At 66.0% G+C, this 19,260-nt stretch carries 17 protein-coding genes; 5 read left to right on the top strand and 12 right to left on the bottom strand.

The window, feature by feature from the left end; translation table 11 throughout:
• Positions 1–46: 46 nt before the first annotated feature.
• Entirely contained in the window at positions 47–406 is a 360-nt protein-coding gene (locus EPD66_RS13970; RefSeq protein ID WP_221930987.1) for a response regulator, read from the top strand.
• 198 nt (positions 407–604) lie between these two features.
• On the opposite strand, the gene ggt is transcribed toward EPD66_RS13970, so the two are convergent.
• Positions 605–2,329, bottom strand: coding sequence for a gamma-glutamyltransferase (ggt, locus tag EPD66_RS13965; RefSeq protein WP_142849133.1), 1,725 nt, complete (start codon positions 2,327–2,329; stop codon positions 605–607).
• A gap of 46 nt (positions 2,330–2,375) precedes the next feature.
• On the opposite strand from ggt, the gene EPD66_RS13960 reads away from it, so the two are divergent.
• Positions 2,376–3,380 (top strand): class I SAM-dependent methyltransferase, encoded by a 1,005-nt coding sequence (locus tag EPD66_RS13960; RefSeq protein ID WP_142849132.1) that lies wholly within the window; start codon positions 2,376–2,378, stop codon positions 3,378–3,380.
• Positions 3,377–4,075 carry a pseudouridine synthase gene (locus tag EPD66_RS13955; protein ID WP_142849131.1) on the top strand — a complete coding sequence of 233 codons (699 nt, stop codon included), beginning with the start codon at positions 3,377–3,379 and terminating at the stop codon, positions 4,073–4,075. Before EPD66_RS13960 ends, EPD66_RS13955 begins: the two co-directional genes overlap by 4 nt.
• A gap of 202 nt (positions 4,076–4,277) precedes the next feature.
• Here EPD66_RS13955 and EPD66_RS13950 read toward each other — a convergent pair whose 3' ends face one another.
• The 6 genes from EPD66_RS13950 to EPD66_RS13925 form a co-directional block, all read right to left on the bottom strand.
• The gene (locus EPD66_RS13950; protein ID WP_142849130.1) at positions 4,278–5,909 is read right to left on the bottom strand and encodes an ABC transporter ATP-binding protein; all 1,632 of its coding nucleotides are present in this window, start codon (positions 5,907–5,909) and stop codon (positions 4,278–4,280) included.
• Positions 5,906–6,934 carry an ABC transporter permease gene (locus EPD66_RS13945; RefSeq protein WP_185961422.1) on the bottom strand — a complete coding sequence of 343 codons (1,029 nt, stop codon included), beginning with the start codon at positions 6,932–6,934 and terminating at the stop codon, positions 5,906–5,908. Before EPD66_RS13945 ends, EPD66_RS13950 begins: the two co-directional genes overlap by 4 nt.
• A gap of 75 nt (positions 6,935–7,009) precedes the next feature.
• A complete protein-coding gene (locus EPD66_RS13940) occupies positions 7,010–8,104 on the bottom strand; it encodes a microcin C ABC transporter permease YejB (RefSeq protein ID WP_142849128.1) in 1,095 nt (364 codons plus the stop codon).
• Positions 8,105–8,121: 17 nt separating this feature from the next.
• Positions 8,122–10,353 (bottom strand): extracellular solute-binding protein, encoded by a 2,232-nt coding sequence (locus tag EPD66_RS13935; protein WP_221930986.1) that lies wholly within the window; start codon positions 10,351–10,353, stop codon positions 8,122–8,124.
• Positions 10,354–10,457: 104 nt separating this feature from the next.
• Positions 10,458–11,246, bottom strand: a complete 789-nt coding sequence (gene hisN / locus EPD66_RS13930) for a histidinol-phosphatase (protein ID WP_142849127.1) — start codon at positions 11,244–11,246, stop codon at positions 10,458–10,460.
• 180 nt (positions 11,247–11,426) lie between these two features.
• Positions 11,427–12,092, bottom strand: coding sequence for a cytochrome c family protein (locus tag EPD66_RS13925; RefSeq protein WP_185961417.1), 666 nt, complete (start codon positions 12,090–12,092; stop codon positions 11,427–11,429).
• Between the two features lie 171 nt (positions 12,093–12,263).
• Here EPD66_RS13925 and EPD66_RS13920 point away from each other — a divergent pair, with 171 nt between their 5' ends.
• Entirely contained in the window at positions 12,264–13,019 is a 756-nt protein-coding gene (locus EPD66_RS13920; protein WP_142849125.1) for a 3-deoxy-manno-octulosonate cytidylyltransferase, read from the top strand.
• Positions 13,020–13,029: 10 nt separating this feature from the next.
• The gene (locus tag EPD66_RS13915) at positions 13,030–13,896 is read left to right on the top strand and encodes a prephenate dehydratase (RefSeq protein WP_142849124.1); all 867 of its coding nucleotides are present in this window, start codon (positions 13,030–13,032) and stop codon (positions 13,894–13,896) included.
• Positions 13,897–14,224: 328 nt separating this feature from the next.
• Here the strand turns inward: EPD66_RS13915 and EPD66_RS13910 are convergent, their stop codons facing one another.
• The 5 genes from EPD66_RS13910 to EPD66_RS13890 form a co-directional block, all read right to left on the bottom strand.
• Positions 14,225–15,019: an exodeoxyribonuclease III gene (locus EPD66_RS13910; RefSeq protein ID WP_185961416.1), complete on the bottom strand. Its 795-nt coding sequence runs from the start codon at positions 15,017–15,019 to the stop codon at positions 14,225–14,227.
• On the bottom strand, positions 15,019–15,699 hold the full coding sequence (locus EPD66_RS13905; protein WP_142849123.1) for a fumarylacetoacetate hydrolase family protein: 681 nt from the start codon (positions 15,697–15,699) through the stop codon (positions 15,019–15,021). The genes EPD66_RS13910 and EPD66_RS13905 overlap by 1 nt, the downstream gene beginning before the upstream one ends.
• Before the next feature lie 253 nt (positions 15,700–15,952).
• Positions 15,953–16,729 (bottom strand): gamma-glutamyl-gamma-aminobutyrate hydrolase family protein, encoded by a 777-nt coding sequence (locus EPD66_RS13900; protein WP_255448496.1) that lies wholly within the window; start codon positions 16,727–16,729, stop codon positions 15,953–15,955.
• Between the two features lie 189 nt (positions 16,730–16,918).
• A complete protein-coding gene (locus EPD66_RS13895; protein ID WP_142849122.1) occupies positions 16,919–17,581 on the bottom strand; it encodes an outer membrane lipoprotein carrier protein LolA in 663 nt (220 codons plus the stop codon).
• Between the two features lie 47 nt (positions 17,582–17,628).
• The coding region (locus tag EPD66_RS13890; RefSeq protein WP_185961415.1) for a DNA translocase FtsK at positions 17,629–19,260 on the bottom strand (1,632 nt) is incomplete at its 5' end.

Genomic DNA, 19,260 nt, shown 5'->3' with positions numbered 1-19,260 from the left:
TGTTATGCCTTTATCATGTAGGTCCGGGATGGACGAAACAAAAGATTTGCGTCTCCGCCTTTTGGTGGTGGAAGACGAATTCATTACGGCGTTGATGCTCCAGGACATGCTGGCCGAACTAGGGCATGAAGTCGTGGCGGCGGTGGGGGATGCCCAAAGCGCCGTCGAGGCCGCGCAGACTCACCGGCCCGATCTCGTCCTCATGGACGTGACGCTGGGCAACGGTCCGGACGGAATCGAGGCGGCGCGGGAAATCCGCCATTCCACCGGCATCCCCTGCATCTTCGTGACGGCCTATTCCGACAAGGCGGTGAGGCAGCGCGCCGAAACCGTCTCTCCCCTCGGCTTCGTCCTGAAGCCATTTTCCACCAAGGAAATCAAGGCCGCCCTCAGCGGGGCCTTCTAGCAGGATGCGGAAAAACCCGCGTCATTCCCGCGCAAGCGGGAATCCATGCATCCACCAATCAATATCTTGCGGCAAGTCCTCAGCATTGCCCCAACTTGGATCCCCGCTTCCGCGGGGATGACGGGAAATTGGGAGCTATGGATGTTTTTCGGCATTTTGCTCGTCCTACTGCGTCACGATTAGGGCGGCCCGCCCTCCTCATTCCCCCACGGCCAAGCCTTCCCTGCGCGGATCGACGCCGCCGATCCAGCTCTCGCCCCGCCGCAGGATGGGATGCAGGCCGCTGGTCATCTCGCGGATCTCCACTTCATGCCCCAGGGCTTGCAGGGCCGGGGCCAGGGCCTCGGCGGGTGTGCCGGCCTCCAGTTCCGTCGCGCCGTTGCGGTTGAGGACATGGGGCAGCGCCGCCGCGTCCGCCGGGTCCATGCCCCAGTCGAGCATGGCGACCAGGCTGTTGGCGGTGAAGCCGATGATGCGGCTGCCGCCGGGCGAGCCGGTGGCGGCGATCAGGTCGCCTTGCGCATCCAGCACCAGGGTCGGGGCCATCGAGGAGCGGGGACGCTTGCCGGGCTCGACCCGGTTGGCGACGGGCTGGCCGTCCACCTCGGGGCGGAAGGAGAAGTCGGTGAGCTGGTTGTTGAGCAGGAAGCCCCGCACCATCACCCGCGAGCCGAAGGCATTCTCGATGGATGTCGTCATGGAGACGGCATTGCCGAAGGAATCCACCACCGACAGATGGGTGGTGGAGGGCAGTTCCAGCGTCTCGCCCACCGGCCAGGCTTCCCCCCGGCGGTGGGGCGGCTCGCCCGGTTCGGCGCGCTCCATGGCGCGGTCGGTGCGGATCAGTCCGGCCCGGCCCAGCAGATAGCCGGGATCGAGCAGGCCCTGCAGGGGAACCACCACGAAATCGGGATCGGCGACATAGGCGTCGCGGTCGGCGAAGGCCAGCTTGCCCGCTTCCGCCAGCAGATGGGCCGTTTCCGGGCTCATCGGGCTTAACGTCGGCATGTCCACCGGGACCAGCATGCCCAGCATCTGCAACACCGCCAGCCCGCCCGAAGACGGCGGCGGCATGCCGCAGATGGTGAAGACGCGATAGGCCCCGCACAGCGCGTCCCGCTCCAGCGCCTGATAGGTGGAAAGGTCGGCCAGGGTCAGGTCGCCATTGGCCTCGTAGACCGCCGTCACGATATCCTGCGCGACGGGACCCTGATAGAAGGCATCGGCCCCCTGCTCCGCCACCGCGCGCAGCACTTCGGCCAGTTCGGGATTGTGCAGGCGCGTCTTGGGGCTGCCGTCCGGTTCGTAGAAATAGCTGCGGGCGCCGGGCATGCGGCTTAAGTGGTCGTCGCCTTCCAGCAGGGCGCGCAGGCGGGGGGACACCTCGAAGCCTTCTTCCGCCAGACGGATGGCGGGCTGGAACAGGGCGTTCCATTCCAGCCGGCCATGGGCCTGATGGGCCATTTCGAGCATGCGCAGCAGGCCGGGCACGCCGACCGATTGTCCCCCCACCACGGCCTCGAAGAATGCCATGGGGGTGCCGTCCGGCCGCAGGAAGCGGTCGGGGCGGGCCGCCGCGGGGGCCGTCTCGCGGCCGTCATAGGCCTGGACGGCGCGGCCTTCGGCATCGAAATGCAAAAGGAAGCCGCCGCCGCCGATGCCCGAGCTTTGCGGCTCGACCAGGTTCAGCACCATTTGGGCGGCGATGGCGGCATCCACGGCGCTGCCGCCCTGGCGCAGCATCTCCGCCCCGGCCTCGGCGGCCAGGGGATGGGCGGCGACCATCATGAAGCCGGAGGACGCGGCCTGCCCGCCCCCGTCCCGCCCGGTGAAGGCTTCGGGTGCGACGGCATCGGCCTGGGCCAGGGCGGGCAATGGCAGCGCCATCACCAGAAGAATCGCCAAGGCATTGAGGATACGCATGTTTGCCTCCCTTCCCTTTCGCGTCAGGTTACGCTAAGAGCCCCCTATGGAAGAAGCCGCCCTTGACACGTTGTTCCTGCCGCTCGACCGCGGCGAGATCGACATCCCCGACCGCTCGCTGTTCCTGCGGGCGCGACTGCATCCGTTCCTGGCCCAATTGCCGGGCCTCGTCTGCCAGCAGAGCTTCCGCCCCTGGCACGATGCCCTGGCGGCGCGGAACATCGCCATCGAGGAGGCGCCACAAGGCGGCTACCCGCTGGTCCTGTTCCTGCCGACCAAGCAGCGTGACGAGACCCTGGCCGGCTTCGCCCGCGCCTTCGACCTCTGCGCGCCGGGCGGAACCGTGCTGTGCGCCATGTCCAACACGCTGGGGGCTTCCCGGTTCGAGGCGCAGATGAAGAGCCTCGCGGGGGAAGTGGGCAGCCTGTCCAAGAACAAGTGCCGCGCCTTCTGGGCCCGGCGCACCGACGCGCTGGACCAGGAAGTATTGGCCGAGTGGCGCGATCTCGACAAGCCCCGCCCCATCCTGGACGGGCAATTCGTCTCGCGGCCCGGGCTTTTCAGTTGGGACCGGGTGGATACCGGATCGGCCCTGCTGGCCCGCCATCTACCGGAAGAGCTGAAGGGCAAGGGCGCGGAACTGGGCTGCGGCTGGGGCTTCCTGGCCGATGCCATCTTGAAATCCTGTCCCAAGGTCAAGTCGCTGGACCTGTACGAGGCCGAAAAGCTGGCGCTCGATGCCGCGCAGACCAATCTGGCAGGCAGGGAGACGCCGCTGCGTTTTTTCTGGGCCGATGCCACCCAAGGCCTGGAAGGGGGGCCTTACGACTTCATCGTCACCAACCCGCCCTTCCACCAGGGCCGGGCCGACGAGGCCGCGCTGGGCCAGGGCTTCATCCGCGCCAGCGCCAAGGCCCTGAAGAAGGGCGGCTGGCTGCTGCTGGTGGCCAACCGCCACCTGCCCTATGAAGAGGTGCTGCGCGCCGCCTTCTACCGCACCGAGACCATCGCCGAAGAAGGCGGCTACAAGATTCTGCGAGGCGTCAAATGAGACTGGAAAAGCTGCTGGCCAATCTGGGCTATGGCTCGCGCCGGGACATCGCCCGCATGTGCCGCGACGGCTTCGTCACCGATGCGGCGGGCAATCCCATCACGGTCAATTCCGACCTTCAGCCCGAGCAGATCCGTGTCGAGGGTGAACCGCTCGACCCGATCGCGCCCTTCACCATCCTGCTGAACAAGCCCGACGGCTATTCCTGCACCACCGAGGATCCGGGCCGCGTCATCTACGACCTGCTGCCCGAACGCTATCGCTACCGCAAGCCGCTGCTCTCGCCGGTCGGCAGGCTGGACAAGGACACGACGGGGCTGCTGCTGATGACCGATGACGGCCAGCTTCTGCACCGCATCATCTCGCCCAAGGCGGAGATCGCCAAGACCTATGAAGTGATCCTGGACCGGCCGCTCAGCGGCGAGGAGGGGAAGATCTTCGCCAGCGGCGAGTTGATGCTGCGTTCGGAAAAGACGCCGCTCAAGCCCGCCGTGCTGGAGGTGCTGGACGAGCGCCGCGCTTTGCTGACCATCCGCGAAGGCCGCTATCATCAGGTCCGCCGCATGTTCGCCGCCGTCGGCAATCATGTGCAATCCCTGCGCCGTGTGCGCGTCGGCGCACTGGACCTGGGCGACCTGCCGGAAGGCGAATGGCGCGCGGCGACGGAAGAGGACGTGGCGAAGGTCTTTGAATAGGGGGCGCTTCGTCTCGCAGGGCTCTGCCCAAACCCGCTGGGGCCTTGGGCCCCAGACCCGGGAACTTTGGCCCGCCCCGCCCTTCGAGACGCCGCTTCGCGGCTCCTCAGGGCGAGGCTAATTCCTTATTCTTCTCAATAAGATAAACCTCATGCTGAGGAGCCCCGCAGGGGCGTCTCGAAGCATGAATAAGCGCTCAGGCCTAGCCCTCCACCACCTCGCTGGCCCCCGGGGCGACATCCAGGTTGAAGGCGGCGGCCATCAGGGCTTGGGTATAGGCGGTCTGGGGGGCGGCGAAGATGTGGTCGGAGCGGCCGGATTCGACGACCTTGCCGTCCTTCATCACGATCAGGTCGTCGGCCAGGGCGCGAACCACCCGCAAATCGTGGCTGATGAACAGATAGGCCAGCTTGTAGCGGGTCTGGAGGTCGCGCAGCAGGTCGACGATCTGCGCCTGGACCGAGACGTCCAGCGCGCTGGTGGGTTCGTCCAGCACGATCAGGCGGGGCTTGAGCACCAGGGCGCGGGCGATCGAGATGCGCTGGCGCTGGCCACCCGAGAATTCATGGGGATAGCGGTCCTGCACCGCCGGGTCGAGGCCGACCTCCTGCAGGACCTGTCCGACGAGGGCGCGGCGCTCGTCGCGGTTGCCGCCCATGCCGTGGACCTCCAATCCTTCCGCCACGATCTGTCCGACCGACAGGCGGGGGCTGAGGCTGCCGAAGGGGTCCTGGAAGACCATCTGCATCTGGCGACGCAGGGGGCGGATTTCCTTGGCGGGCAGGCGGTCGAGCGGCTTGCCGACGAAGACGATGGGGCCGTCGCTGCGGATCAGGCGCAGCAGCGCCAGGCCGAGCGTGGTCTTGCCCGAGCCCGATTCGCCCACCACGCCGACCGTATGGCCCTCGCGCACGGTGACGGAAATGCCGTCCACCGCCTTGATATGGCCGGCCACGCGCTTGATGATGCCCTTGCGGATGGGAAACCAGACCTTCAGGTCCTCGGTCCGCAGCACCACCGGCGCATCCTCGGGCGGGCGGTTGGGCTTGCCCTTGGGCTCGGCGGCCAGCAGGCGGCGGGTATAGGGATGCTGGGGATTGTCGAGGACGGCCAGGGTCTTGCCGGATTCGACCACTTCGCCCTTGTTCATGACGCAGACCGTGTCGGCCATCTTGCGCACCACCCCCAAATCGTGGGTGATCAGCAGCAGGGCCATACCGAAACGCTGCTGCAGGTCCTTCAGCAATTGCAGGATCTGCGCCTGGATGGTGACGTCCAGTGCCGTGGTCGGCTCGTCGGCGATCAGCAGGTCCGGCTCGCAGGCGAGCGCCATGGCGATCATCACGCGCTGGCGCTGGCCGCCGGATAGTTCATGCGGCAGGGCGTTGAGGCGGCTTTCCGGATTGGGGATGCCGACCAGATGCAGCAATTCCAGCACCCGCTCGCGCACCTGCTTGCCCTGCATGCCGCGATGGATCTGCAAGACCTCGCCGATCTGGCGCAGCACCGGATGCAGCGGATTCAGCGCCGTCATCGGTTCCTGGAAGATCACCGCGATGCGGTCGCCGCGCACTTGGCGCAGCAGCTTTTCCGGTGCCCCCACCAGTTCCTGTCCGTCGAAGACGACGCTGCCCGAAGGATGATGGGCCAGCGGATAGGGCAGCAATTGCAGGATGGACATGGCGCTGACCGACTTGCCCGAGCCCGATTCGCCGACCAATGCCAGGGTCTCGCCCTTGTCCAGCTCGAAGGAGACGTTGCGCACGGCCTTGAATTCGCGGTCTCCCCTGCCGAAGGAAACGGAGAGGTCGCGGACGCTGAGAAGCTTCGTCATGCTTTGGTCTTTCGCGGATCGAAGGCATCACGGACAGCCTCGCCGACGAAGACCAGGAGGCTGAGGATCAGCGCCACGGCGACGAAGCCGGTGATGCCGAGCCAGGGTGCCTGCAGGTTCTCCTTGCCCTGGCGCAGCAGGTCGCCGAGAGAGGCCGAACCCGGCGGCAGGCCGAGGCCGAGGAAGTCCAGCGCCGTCAGCGCGACGATGGAGCCGTTGAGAATGAAGGGGGTGAAGGTCAGGGTCGCCACCATGGCGTTGGGCAGCACATGCTTGAGGATGATCTTGCCGTCGCTCATCCCCAGGGCGCGGGCGGCGCGGACATAGTCGAAATTGCGTGCGCGCAGGAACTCGGCGCGCACCACGCCGACCAGCTGCGTCCAACTGAACAGGACAAGGACGCCCAGCAGGGTCCAGAAGCCCGGGACGATGATGCTGGAGACGATGATCAGGATGAAAAGCTGCGGCAGGCCGCCCCAGATTTCCAGGAAGCGCTGGAAGAACAAATCGACCCAGCCGCCGAAATAGCCCTGCACCGCCCCGGCGGCAATGCCGATGACCGAACTGACGACGGTCAGCGCCAGGCCGAACAGGATCGAGATGCGCAGGCCGTAGATCAGGCGGGCCAGCACGTCGCGGCCCTGGTCGTCGGTGCCCAGCCAGTTCTCGCTGGTGGGCGGCGAGGGGGCGGGCTCTTCCAGTTCGTAATTGATGGTCTGGTAACTGTAGCGGATGGGCGGCCACAGCATCCAGCCCCCGGCCTGGGTGATCTGTTCCTGGATATAGGGATCGCGGTAATCGGTGAAGCTGAGGAAGTCGCCGCCGAAGGTGGTTTCGGGATAGTCCTGGACCACCGGGAAATAGAGATCGCCCTGATAGCGCACCAACAACGGCCGGTCATTGGCGACGAATTCGGCGAAGAGCGTCACCACGAAGATGACCAGGAACAGCCACAGCGACCAGAAGCCCCGCCGGTTGGCGCGGAAGCTGCGCAGGCGGCGGCCGGTGACCGGGGTGATGCGCATTCCCAGGAAACGCTCGCCGGTGGGATCGCTGCCCAGGGGCGGCTGGGAGATGGGGGTTCCGCTGCTGCCCATGGATCAGGCCTCGCGCTTTTCGAAGTCGATGCGCGGATCGACGATATGATAGGTGATGTCGCTGATCAGGTTGAGGAGCAGCCCGATCAGGCCGAAGGCGTACAGGGTGCCGAAGATCACCGGGTAGTCGCGGTTGATGACGGCCTCGAAGCCCAGCAGCCCCAGCCCGTCGAGCGAGAAGATCACCTCGATCAGCACCGACCCGGTGAACAGCATCCCGACCAGGGCGCTGGGGAAACCGGCGACGATCAGCAGCATGGCGTTGCGGAAGACATGGCCGTAAAGCACTTGGCGCTGGGTCAGCCCCTTGGCCTTGGCGGTGATGACATATTGCTTGTTGATCTCTTCCAGGAAGGAATTCTTGGTCAGCATGGTCAATCCGGCGAAGCCGCCGATGACCATGGCCGTGACCGGCAGGGTCAGGTGCCAGATGTAATCGAGGATGCGCTCGGGCCAGCTCATCAGGTGCCAGTCCAGCGAGGTCAGGCCGCGCAGCGGGAACCAGTCGAGGAAGCGCCCCCCGGCGAAGAGAACGATCAGCAGGATGGCGAACAGGAAGGCCGGGATGGCATAGCCGATGATCACCATCCAACTGGTCGTCACGTCGAATTTCGAGCCGTCCGACACCGCCTTGCGGATGCCGAGGGGGATCGAGACCAGATAGATGATCAGCGTGCTCCACACCCCCAGCGAGATGGAGACCGGCAGCTTCTCCAGCACCAGGTCCACCACGCTCTGGTCGCGGTAGAAGCTGGAGCCGAAATCGAAAGTGGCGTAGTTCGCCATCATCTGGAAGAAGCGTTCATGGGCCGGCTTATCGAAGCCGAATTGCCGCTCCAGTTCCGCGATGAAGTCGGGGGGCAGGCCCTGTGCTCCCCGATAGGGTCCTTCCGTGGCGCGGGTATGGGTCTGGGCCGCTTCCCCGCCGCCGGTTCCGCCGATGCGCGCCGTCGCGTCCACCGCCGTGCCTTCGAGTTGGGCGAGAACCTGCTCGATGGGTCCCCCCGGAGCAAGCTGCACGAAAACGAAGTTCACCACCATGATCCCGAAAAGGGTGACCGGGATGAGCAGGAGGCGGCGGACGATGTAGGCGAACATGCGGCGTCAGGTCCTCACTACTTGCGGCGGCCGCGCATGCGGCGCAGTACCAGGATGGCAACGATGCCCAGGATCAGCACGATCCAGATGATCGGGCTGCGTCCGGGCTCTTGCGCCGCCGGGGTCGGCACCGCCTCGCGCGGGGCCAGGTCCTGGGTCTGCCCGGCCGGAGCCGTGGTTTCCTCGCCGGGCGGCGTGACGGGGGCTTGGGTCCCCCCGACCGGCGGCGGCTGGTCGCCCAGGTCGAAGGTGGGATCGGTCTGGTCCTGGGGCACGGGCTGATGGTCGCCCGCGCCTTCCGGCGGCACCGATCCCGGCGAGGCCGAGCCTTCGGGCGGCTGGCGGGTGCCTTCGGTGGCCGGACCCGGCGCGGTTTCCTGGGCCAGGATGATGTTGCCGCCCAGGCCGGGCGCGGCGGGCACGCCCCGGCGGCTGCCCTGGACGATCTGGTCGGGCTTGGCCCACCAGGTCATCAGCTGGGTGCCCTGGACCGGCGTTTTCTCGGGATGGCCGAACTTGTTCCAATAGGCCACGCGATCGTAGCTGATATGCCATTGCGGGATGACGTAATGGCCCCACAGCAGCGCCCGGTCGAGGGCACGGGTGCGGGTGATCAGCGATTCGCGGTCCGGGGCGGCGATGACATGCTCGATCAGCGTGTCGATGGCGGGATTCTGGATGCCGATGATATTGCGGCTGCCCGGCAGAGTGGCGGAATGGCTGCCCCAGAATTCGCGCTGTTCGTTGCCCGGCGACAGGCTTTGCCCCCAACTGCCGACGACCATGTCGAAGTCATAGGCATCCACCCGGTTCTTGAACTGGGCGGAATCCACCGTGCGCACGCGGGCTTCGATACCCAGGCGCTGCAGGTTGCGGGCAAAAGGCAGGGACACGCGCTCGAAGGTCGGCTGGACCAGCAGGATCTCGAAGTTGAAGGGCTGGCGCGTTTCCTGATGGATCAGGCGGCCGTTCTCGATGGCCCAGCCCGCTTCCTCCAGCAGGGCCATGGCCTTGCGCAGATTGGGCCGGACGCCGCCTTCGGCGGTGTTGGGCGCGTGATAGGCGGTGGTGAAGACCTCTTCGGGCAGATGCTCGCGCAGCGGCTCCAGCAATTCCAGCTCGGCTTCGCTGGGCAGGCCCTCGGCGGCCAGCTCGGAATTGGCGAAATAGCTCTCCGAGCGGGTGTACTGGCCGTAGAACAGCGCCTGGTTGGTCCATTCGAAATCGAAGGCATGGGCCAGTGCCCAGCGTACCCGGCGGTCCTGGAATAGCGGGCGGCGGGTGTTCATCACGAAGGCCTGCATGCCGGCGGGGCGGTCATGTTCGAGGCTTTCCAGCACCACGCGGCCCTGATGCACTGCCGGAAAATTATAGCCGGTCGCCCAGTCCTTGGCCGAGTTCTCCAGGCGGAAATCGTACTGGCCCGCCTTGAAGGCCTCCAGCGCCACGGTCCCGTCACGGTAATAGTCGTAACGAATCTGGTCGAAATTGTAATGGCCGCGATTGACCGGCAGGTCCTTGCCCCACCAATCTTCGACCCGTTCGTAGGTCACGTAGCGGCCGGGCTCGAAGGCGGCGACGCGGTAGGGGCCGCTGCCCAAGGGCGGGACCAGGGTGGTCTGCTCGAAATTCCGCCCCTCCCAGTAATGCTTGGGCAGGATCGGCATCTGGCCGACGATCAGCGGCAGTTCGCGGTTGTTGCCCTCGGTGAAGGTGAAGCGCACCTTGCGCTCGCCCACCACCTCGGCCTTGGCGACGCTGCCGTAATAGAAGCGGAAGAAGGGGGCGCCCTGGCTCTTCAGGGTTTCCAGCGAGAAGACGACGTCCTCGGGCGTGATCGGCTGGCCGTCATGCCAGCGGGCCTCGGGACGCAGGGTGAAGGCGACCCAGGAACGGTCCTCGGGATATTCCACCGATTCAGCGATCAGGCCGTATTCGGTGAAGGCCTCGTCCGCCGAACTGGTCAGCAACGTCTCGAAGGGCATGGTGGACCCGGCAGGGGCCTGGCCGCGCACGATATAGGGATTGAGACTGTCAAAGCTGCCGATGGAATGGAGGCGCAGCATGCCGCCCTTGGGCGCATCGGGATTGACGTAATCGAAATGGGGGAAGTCGGGGCCGTATTTGGGCTCGCCATGCATGGCGATGCCGTGCGCGCTATGCACCGTTTCGGCATTGCCAGTACCGGCGCCCAGTAGCGGGGCTGTGATCAGCAGCAGAGCGGCGAGGGTTAATCGCGCGTGTCGCATGACCTTCTCCGGCGGTTGGACCTGTTAGAGGTGGATATATGGAACCGCACAGGGCGAATACACGCCGATTGCTCCCCTTTCCCGAATTCGTGTGCCGGAAAGACTTAACCGGCTAATATCCTTATGGCTTCGGCATGCGCGCGGGAGTCACCCGCCGCCAGGACTCGGCCATCCGATTTCATGCCGCCCAGGCGCTGCCCCTGCCAGTCGGTGACCAGGCCGCCAGCCTCTTCGATCACCGGGATCAAGGCACAATAGTCGTAAGGCTTGAGCCCGCTTTCAACCACCAAATCCGCAAAACCGGACGCAACCAGTGCGTAATTGTAGCAATCCCCCCCATACATGGGGAGTTTGGCGGCATCGCGCAGCCTGTGCCAAGAGTCCAGGTCTCCGGGGCCGCGCAGCAATTCCGGCGCGGTGGTGCAGATCGTCGCCTGGGACAGGCTGGGGCAGGCGCGGGTCGAGATCTTCTTGCCGTTGAGGGTGGTGCCCCGGCCCTTGGCGCCCAGCCAGCGCTCTCCGGCGATGGGCTGGTCGATGATGCCGAGGATCGGCACGTCGCGGTGCAGAAGGCCGATCAGCGTGCCGAAGATGGGCTTGCCGGTGATGAAGGACTTGGTGCCGTCGATGGGGTCGAGCACCCAGACATAATCGGCGTCCAGGCGTTCCGAGCCGAATTCCTCGCCGAAGATGCCGTGCTCGGGAAAGGTTTCCGCGATCAGGCGGCGCATGGCCGCTTCGGCCTCGCGGTCGGCGATGGTGACGGGGCTGTCGTCGGATTTGTCGTCGACGCCGACGGCAGTGCGGAAATAGCCGCGGATCACCGCCCCGGCGGCATCCGCCAGTTTCTCGGAAAGGGCGATGAAATCGGCGGGGCAGGCGGTCTCGGCCATGTCAATTCCCTTCACGGAAGCCGATGGCGCCCGGCAGGAAGCGCGGTCCCGGCGCCCTGCCGGCCAAGCGGCATGATGGCGTTGCGGTCTGGAAGCGTCCGGCTGCCCCGGCGGGCTTTCGGCGCTGGCTGTCAAAAAAGAAGGCTGGTCCCTGCGGGGCATCCCGCAGGGACCGGAAGCTTATTGCGCCTGCTGGCCGTCTTCGGCCGGTTCCTCGGCCGCCGGTTCTTCCGCGGCGGGTTCCTCGGCGGCGGGTTCTTCAGCCGCCGGTTCTCCTTCCGCGGGGGCTTCCTCGGCCGGAGCTTCTTCAGCCGGCGCTTCCGGCAGCGGCGGAGCGTCGGGGCTGAGCGAGCGCAGGTAGATGATCAGATTGGCACGGTCCGCCGGATCGGAAATACCGGCGAAGGTCATCTTGGTACCGGGGATGTAGCTGGCCGGGCTCTCGATGAAGTGGTCCAGGTTCTCGTAATCCCAGGTGCCGCCATGATTCTGCATGGCGGGCGAATAGGAATAATTGTCGAGATGGGCGATTTCGGCCCCGATGATGCCATACAGGTTCGGGCCGACGCGGTTGGCGCCACCCTGTTCGAACGTATGGCAGGAGGTGCAGCGGCGCGCGACGCGCTGGCCGGCTTCGGGCGTGCCCTGGGCGAGCAGGACCTCGAAAGGCGGGGGCGCATCGGCCTCAGCCGCCGGAGCCCCACTGTCACCGGCGCCGGCGATGATGATGGCCGGCTGATCGAGCGTGCGCTCGGGGAACAGGACATTGCCGAAAAGGTTGATGCCGACAGCAAGGATCAGCGCCAACAGGATCGCACCCGCGATCTTCTGAAGGGTTATGGACATAACGACTCCTCGGGGACTCCAAATCATTAGCGCAGGACCGGCGGCATGATAATCGCCCCCGTCCCCTCTTCCAACCAAACATCTCCGCTCGGCGCCTTTGCCGCCGCCGACCTGTTGGGTATAGAGTGAAAGATCAGGTTTTTCATTGTTTTTTTCATGGATATAGAGCGAATGGCCGAGTCCCTTTCCCCCATCGTCGTCATTCCGGCTAGGTTGAAAGCCACCCGCCTGCCCAATAAACCTCTGGCTGACATCCATGGCGAGGCGATGATCGTGCATGTCTGGCGCCGCGCCGTCGAGGCGGCCATCGGTCCGGTGCTGGTCGCCTGCGCCGAGGAAGAGGTGGCCGAGGCCGTGCGCAAGGCCGGGGGAGAGGCGGTGCTGACCGATCCCGACCTGCCCTCCGGCTCGGACCGGGTCAGCCAGGCGCTGGAGCGTTTCGATCCCGAGGGCCGCTATACCGCCGTCGTCAATGTCCAGGGCGATCTGCCGACCATCGATCCCGGCATCATCCGCGCCGTCTTCGAGCCCCTGGCCGATCCCGCCGTGGACATGTCCACCCTGGTGACCGAGATCACGGTCGAGGAAGAGCGGACCAATCCCAACGTGGTCAAGGCGGTGGTCGGGCTGGCGCCGGGCCAGCGGACGGGGCGGGCGCTCTATTTCACCCGCGCCACCGCGCCCTGGGGCGAAGGGCCGCATTACCACCATATCGGCCTTTATGCCTTCCGCCGTGATTCGCTGAAGCGCTTCGTCGCCCTGCCCCAAGGCATCCTCGAGCAGCGCGAGAAGCTGGAACAGCTGCGTGCCCTGGAAAACGGCATGCGCATCGACGCCGCCCTCGTTGACACGATTCCGCTGGGCGTCGATACTTCCGCCGACCTCGATCGCGCCCGCGCCCTGCTGGCCCCCTCTTCCCGCAGCTAAGCCCCGAAAAATGACGAACGATCCCGCCAATACCATCGCCTTCCAGGGGCTGCCCGGCGCCTATTCCCATCTGGCCTGCCGCCATGCCTATCCCGACATGACCCCCCTGCCCTGCGCCGCCTTCGACGACGCCTTCCAGGCGGTGCGCGACGGCACGGCACGGCTGGCGATGATCCCCATCGAGAATTCGGTGGCCGGGCGCGTGGCGGACATCCATCACCTGATGCCCCATTCCGGCCTGCATATCATCGCCGAGCATTTTGAGCGGGTGAACCATCACCTGCTGGCGCTTCCCGGCGCCAGGATCGAGGATATCCGCGTCGTGCGCAGCCATGTCCATGCCCTGGGCCAGTGCCGCAAGCTGATCAAGGAACTGGGTCTGAAGGCGGTGGTGGCGGCTGATACGGCGGGGTCGGCCTCGGAAGTGGCGGCGATGGGCGATCCCACCGTGGCGGCCATCGCCTCGGAACTGGCGGCCGAGACCTACGGGCTGAAATCCCTGCGCGCCAATATCGAGGACGCCGAACACAACACCACCCGCTTCGTCGTCCTGGCCCGCGAGCCCGCCGTGCCGGCCGTGGGCAGCGGCCCGGTGGTCACCACCTTCGTCTTCCGCGTGCGTAACGTGCCTGCCGCCCTATACAAGGCCCTGGGCGGTTTCGCCACCAACGGCATCAACATGACCAAGCTGGAAAGCTATCAGATCGGCGGCGAATTCGTGGCCACGCAATTCTATGCCGATGTGGAGGGGCATCCCGAGGAACGCGGCCTGCGCTTGGCGCTGGAGGAACTCGACTTCTTCTCGCGCCAGGTCCACATCATGGGCGTTTATCCCGCCCATCCCTACCGTTTCGCCCACCGCTCTTTGGCGGAGTAGGTTTTTTCTCATGCGTCATGCCCATGGCTGTACCGGCCTCTTGGTGCCTTGGTGTCTTGGTGGCCCCCAGCGGTTATGGGAAAGCCACCAAGACACAAAGACGCCAAGGCTTTGGGCTGTATAGCGTCGAGCCTTTGCCGGCCAATTTCGGCAGACTGCCGACAAAGCCTTTTTTCCTCGTCACTCCCGCGAAAGCGGGAGCCCATGGAGCCGCTTCATCCATATCTGGCGGCTGACATCTCCATCAGCCCCAGCATGGGCCCCCGCTTTCGCGGGGGCGACGAATGTAGGTGGCGGACGTGGGCATAAGGCCCACGCCCTTTCTTTCTCAATCCCCCAGGGTCACCAGCACCGGCACATGGTCCGAGGGCTGGGGCCAGTCGCGGGCGTCGCGGAGGACCTTGGCGCCGGTCAGGGAGGGCGCCAGGGCCGGGGTGACCCAGACATGGTCCAGGCGGCGGCCCCGGTCGTTCTTCTTCCAGTCGGGCGAGCGGTAGCTCCACCAGCTGAAGAGCTTTTCCTCCGGCGGGATGAATTTGCGCACGCCGTCCACCCAGTTCAGGCTGGCTTGCAGGGCGTTGAGCTTTTCCACCTCGATGGGGGTGTGGCTGACCACCTTCAGCAATTGCTTGTGCGACCAGACATCCGTTTCCAGCGGGGCGATGTTGAAATCGCCCGTGACCAGGACCTTCTGGTCGGGGGAAAAGGCGGTTCGGTACCACTCCGTCAGTTCGTCGACGAATTGCAGCTTGTGGGCGAATTTGTCGTTCACTTCCGGGTCGGGGACATCGCCCCCGGCGGGGATGTAGACGCAATGGATTTCGATGCCGTCCACGGCGGCGATGAGGTGTCGGCAATCCTCGCGTCCGCACCAGTCGGGGGTATGGACGTCCGAGAGCGGGCGGCGCGACAGGATCGCCACGCCGTTATAGCCCTTCTGCCCGCGGATGGCGCGGTGGGTGAAGCCCAGGGCCTCGCAGGCCTCGTGCGGGAACAGGTCGTCGGTGACCTTGGTTTCCTGCAGGCACAGCACGTCGGGATTCAGTTCCTCGATGACGCGGGGCAGCAGGTCCAGGCGCTGACGGATGGAATTGATGTTCCAGGTAACCAGACGCAAAGCCATCAGACGACCGCCACCTTCATCTCGGCCACGCCTTCGACCACCGCGTGAAGCTGGTCGCCCCGGCGGATGGGGCCGACCCCTTCGGGGGTGCCGGTGAAGATCAGATCGCCCGGCGCCAGCGTCACCAGACGCGACAGATGGCCGATCATTTCGGAAACGGACCAGATCATCTCGGACAGGTCGCCCACCTGGCGGCGTTCACCGTTGATGTCCAGGCTGATGCGGCCCTTCGAGGGATGGCCGATCTCGCTGGCCCGGCGCAGGATGCCGCAGGGCGCGGAGAAGTCGAAGCCCTTGGCCATGTCCCAGGGGCGGCCGTTCTTCTTGGCTTCGGCCTGGATGTCGCGGCGCGTCAGGTCCAGGCCCACGGTGTAGCCGAAGACATGCTCCAGCGCGTTGTCCGGATCGATGGCCGCGCCGCCGCGTCCCAGCGCCACCACCATCTCGACCTCGTGATGCAGGTCTTCGGTGGCGGGCGGATAGGGGATCGAGGGCGCGATGCTGACGGCATCGGCGGGTTTGGAGAAGAAGAAGGGCGGCTCGCGGTCGGGGTCCTGGCCCATCTCGCGGGCATGGGCCGCATAATTGCGGGCCACGCACAAGACGCGGCGCACCGGGAAGAGGTCACCGCCAGCCACAGGCAGCACGGTGGGGTCGGGCATGGGGATGGCAAAAGACATGGGATATCCAGGCTGAAAGGCAGGAAGACACGGAAGTATAGCAGAGTCTTCCACTGGGGCTAACACCGCCGCGCCTGGAAAAAGGCAAAAAAGAAGCGCCCGGTCAGGGGGGTAACCGGGCGCCGCTATGCTCCTGCCGGAGCGTGAGAATGGCAGGGGAGACCATCCTCACCGGCCTTTACCATTGCGGTTCGGCCTTGATGCTAGGGTAGATGGGGAAAAGAATTCCCCACCGCAAGGGCCGCAAGACCGCTTAGCAAGAAATTTTTTGCAGGGCTCTCTGACGGACCGCCTCGCCGAAGGCGCGGAAGATGGCGGTGGACAGCCTGTCCTCGGCGAAACGCCATTCCGGATGCCATTGCAGGCCCAGGGCGAAGGCCGGCGCCCCGGTCACCGAGACCGCCTCGATGGTGCCGTCCTCGGCCATGGCCTCGACGGCCAAGCCCTCGCCCAGGCGGTCGAGCCCCTGGCCGTGGACGGAATTGACCATGGCTTCCTCCGTGCCCGCCAGGCGGTGCAGCAAGCCACCCGGCGTCAGGCGTACCGGATGGGCCAGGGCGAAGCGTTCGTCCGGCACGTCCCCCTTGGGGCGGTGATCGAAGCGGCCCGGCACCTGATGCAGGCGCGGATGCAGGCTGCCGCCCAGGGCGACGTTCAATTCCTGGATGCCCCGGCAGATCGCCAGAAGCGGCACGCCCGCCGCGATGGCCGCGCGGATCAACGGCAGGGTGGTGGAGTCGCGCGCCGCATCATAGGGCGGGGCCGGAGGCAGGTTCCCGGCACCATAGAGGGCTGGGTCCACGTTCGATTTGCTGCCCGTCAGGACCAGCCCGTCGATGCGGGGCAGGATGCGCGCCGGGTCCATGGCGGCGCCCAAGGCGGGTAGCAGCACCGGCAGGCAGCCGGATCCCTCGGCCACGGCGGTGATGTAGGGTTCGGGCGTGGCATGAAAGGGCAAGCCCTCGCCCACGACCGGCTTGATGCAGGCGGATAACCCGACCAGCGGGGTGACAGTCATTGCGGTTCCCATGGATACTTTCTCCGCAGGGCCCTGCCCTGCGTCCGTCAGGAGGTTCGGCCTCCTGGTGGGTTGGTCGCTGAGCATCCTTCGAGACGGGCCTTCGGCCCTCCTCAGGATGAAGATTATTTCATACCCTTATCTTATCTTGAGGAGGCCGCAAAGCGGCCATCTCGAAAGATGAAGGCGGGCCAAGATCCCTTACTGCTGCCAGGGCTGCTGCAGGAAGTTGGGATCGACGAAGGTGAAGAGCCTGCGGTCCAGCGGCATGCCGGTGCGGGTCTCGAACAACGACACCGTCGTGATCTGGCCTTGCGGGTCGAGGATTTCCCACTGGCGCAGGGCGAAGGGGCTTTCCGAGAAGATCAGGGTGATCTGCCCGGCGCTGGGATCGCTGCGCTGGACCAGCGAGATCTTGAGCACGCCCTGTTCGCGGCGGACGTCGGTGACCATGGCGTCGCGGCCGTTGAACTGGATGTTCTCGCGCACCAGCAGCCCGGCCGGGGTCTGGTTCAGGCCGACATGGCTGGTCTGCTTGAGCTGCTTGTCGTGGTAGATCAGGAAGCGTCCGTCGGCGACCACCAGGATCGGGGTCGGCGGGTCGTATTCCATGCGCAGCCGGCCCGGGCGGGACAGATAGGCCGTGCCCTCGGCATAGGAGCCGTCGGGCGCCACCTGCATGAAGCGCGCGGCCAGCGTGGTGATGGAATTGAGGTAGTTCTCGGCCCGCGCCACATCGGCCTGGTCCTGCGCGCTGAGCTGCGCCGGGCGGGCGGCCTCGGCGGAAGCGGTGGGCAGGACGAAGGCCAGGGCGACCAGCAAGGCGGCAGCCTTGCACGACCAGTTACGCCAGAAACGGCTCATATGCTCTCCCGACTGAACGAAGGGGCCTGATGATATAACGCGAAACGTCAGTAATCGTCCCCGCCGCTTCGCACGAGAACCTCGCGCTTGCCCACATGGTTGGCGCGGCTGACCACGCCTTCCGTTTCCATGCGCTCGATGATGCGGGCGGCGCGGTTGTAGCCGATCTGGAGGTGGCGCTGAATGAAGCTGGTCGAGGCCTTGCCTTCGCGCGCGACCAGGGCCACGGCCTGATCGTAGAGGGCATCGCCCGAGTCGCCGCGGCTTCCGGGCGTCTCTTCCTGGCCGCCGCCGTCCACCTCCTCGGTCACTTCCTCCAAATAGGTGGGCTCACCCTGGGCGCGCAAGTGCTCGACCACGGCTTCCACTTCGGAGTCCGAGACGAAGGGGCCATGCACGCGGGTGATGCGCCCGCCGGCGGCCATATAGAGCATGTCGCCCTGGCCCAGAAGCTGTTCGGCCCCCTGCTCGCCCAGGATGGTGCGCGAGTCGATCTTGCTCGAGACCTGGAAGCTGATGCGGGTCGGGAAGTTGGCCTTGATGGTGCCGGTGATGACGTCGACCGAGGGCCGCTGGGTCGCCATGATGATATGAATGCCCGCCGCGCGCGCCATCTGCGCCAAGCGCTGAATGGCCGCTTCCACGTCCTTGCCCGCCACCAGCATCAGGTCGGCCATCTCGTCGACGATGACGACGATGAAGGGCAGGGGTTCGAGGTTCAACTCCTGGTCTTCGTAGATCGGCTTGCCGGTGTCGGGGTCGAAGCCGGTCTGCACCGTGCGCGTCAGCGTTTCGCCCTTGCTCGCCGCTTCCTTCACGCGCTGGTTATAGCCGGCGATGTTGCGCACCCCCAGCTGGCTCATGGCGCGGTAGCGGTCTTCCATCTCGCGCACCGCCCATTTCAGCGCCACCACCGCCTTGCCGGGCTCGGTCACCACCGGGGCCAGCAGATGGGGAATACCGTCATAGACCGACAATTCCAGCATCTTGGGGTCGATCATGATCATGCGGCATTCCTCGGGCGCCAGCCGGTAGAGCAGCGACAGGATCATGGTGTTGATGGCGACCGACTTGCCCGAGCCGGTGGTCCCGGCGATCAGCAGATGGGGCATGCGCGCCAGATCGGCCATGATCGGCGTGCCGCCGATATCCTTGCCCAGCACCAGGGTCAGACGCGAGGGATTGCGTTCGTAGCTGTCGGAGGCGAGAAGCTCGCGCAGATAGACCGTCTCGCGCTCCCGGTTGGGAAGCTCGATGCCGATGACGCTGCGGCCCGGGATGACGGCGATGCGCACCGACAGCGCCGACATGGAACGGGCGATGTCGTCGGCCAGGCCGATCACGCGCGAGGTCTTGGTGCCGGGCGCGGGCTCCAGTTCATAGAGCGTGACCACCGGGCCGGGGCGGACTTTGACGATCTCGCCATTGACGCCGAAATCCTGCAGCACCGATTCCAGCAGCCGCGCATTCTGCATCAGCTGGTCTTCGTTGATGCTCTGGCCGCCGCTCTCGGGGGCAGGGGCCAGCAGGGCCAAAGGCGGCAATTCGTAGCCGTCTTCCGTCGCAGGCAGGGATTCGCGGGGCGCGTCGCGCCGGGCCGGCTGGGCGCGCGGCGCAGGCGCCTCGACCAGATCGGCCGGGGCCTGACGGGCCGGGCGCGCGGCCGGGGCGGCGGCGCT

Origin of the sequence: Telmatospirillum sp. J64-1 (genome assembly GCF_006980715.1) — a bacterium.
GTDB lineage: Bacteria > Pseudomonadota > Alphaproteobacteria > Rhodospirillales > Magnetospirillaceae > Oleiliquidispirillum > Oleiliquidispirillum nitrogeniifigens.
The sequence above is the reverse complement of the archived record's forward strand: the minus strand, read 5'-3'. Positions and strand labels throughout refer to the sequence as shown.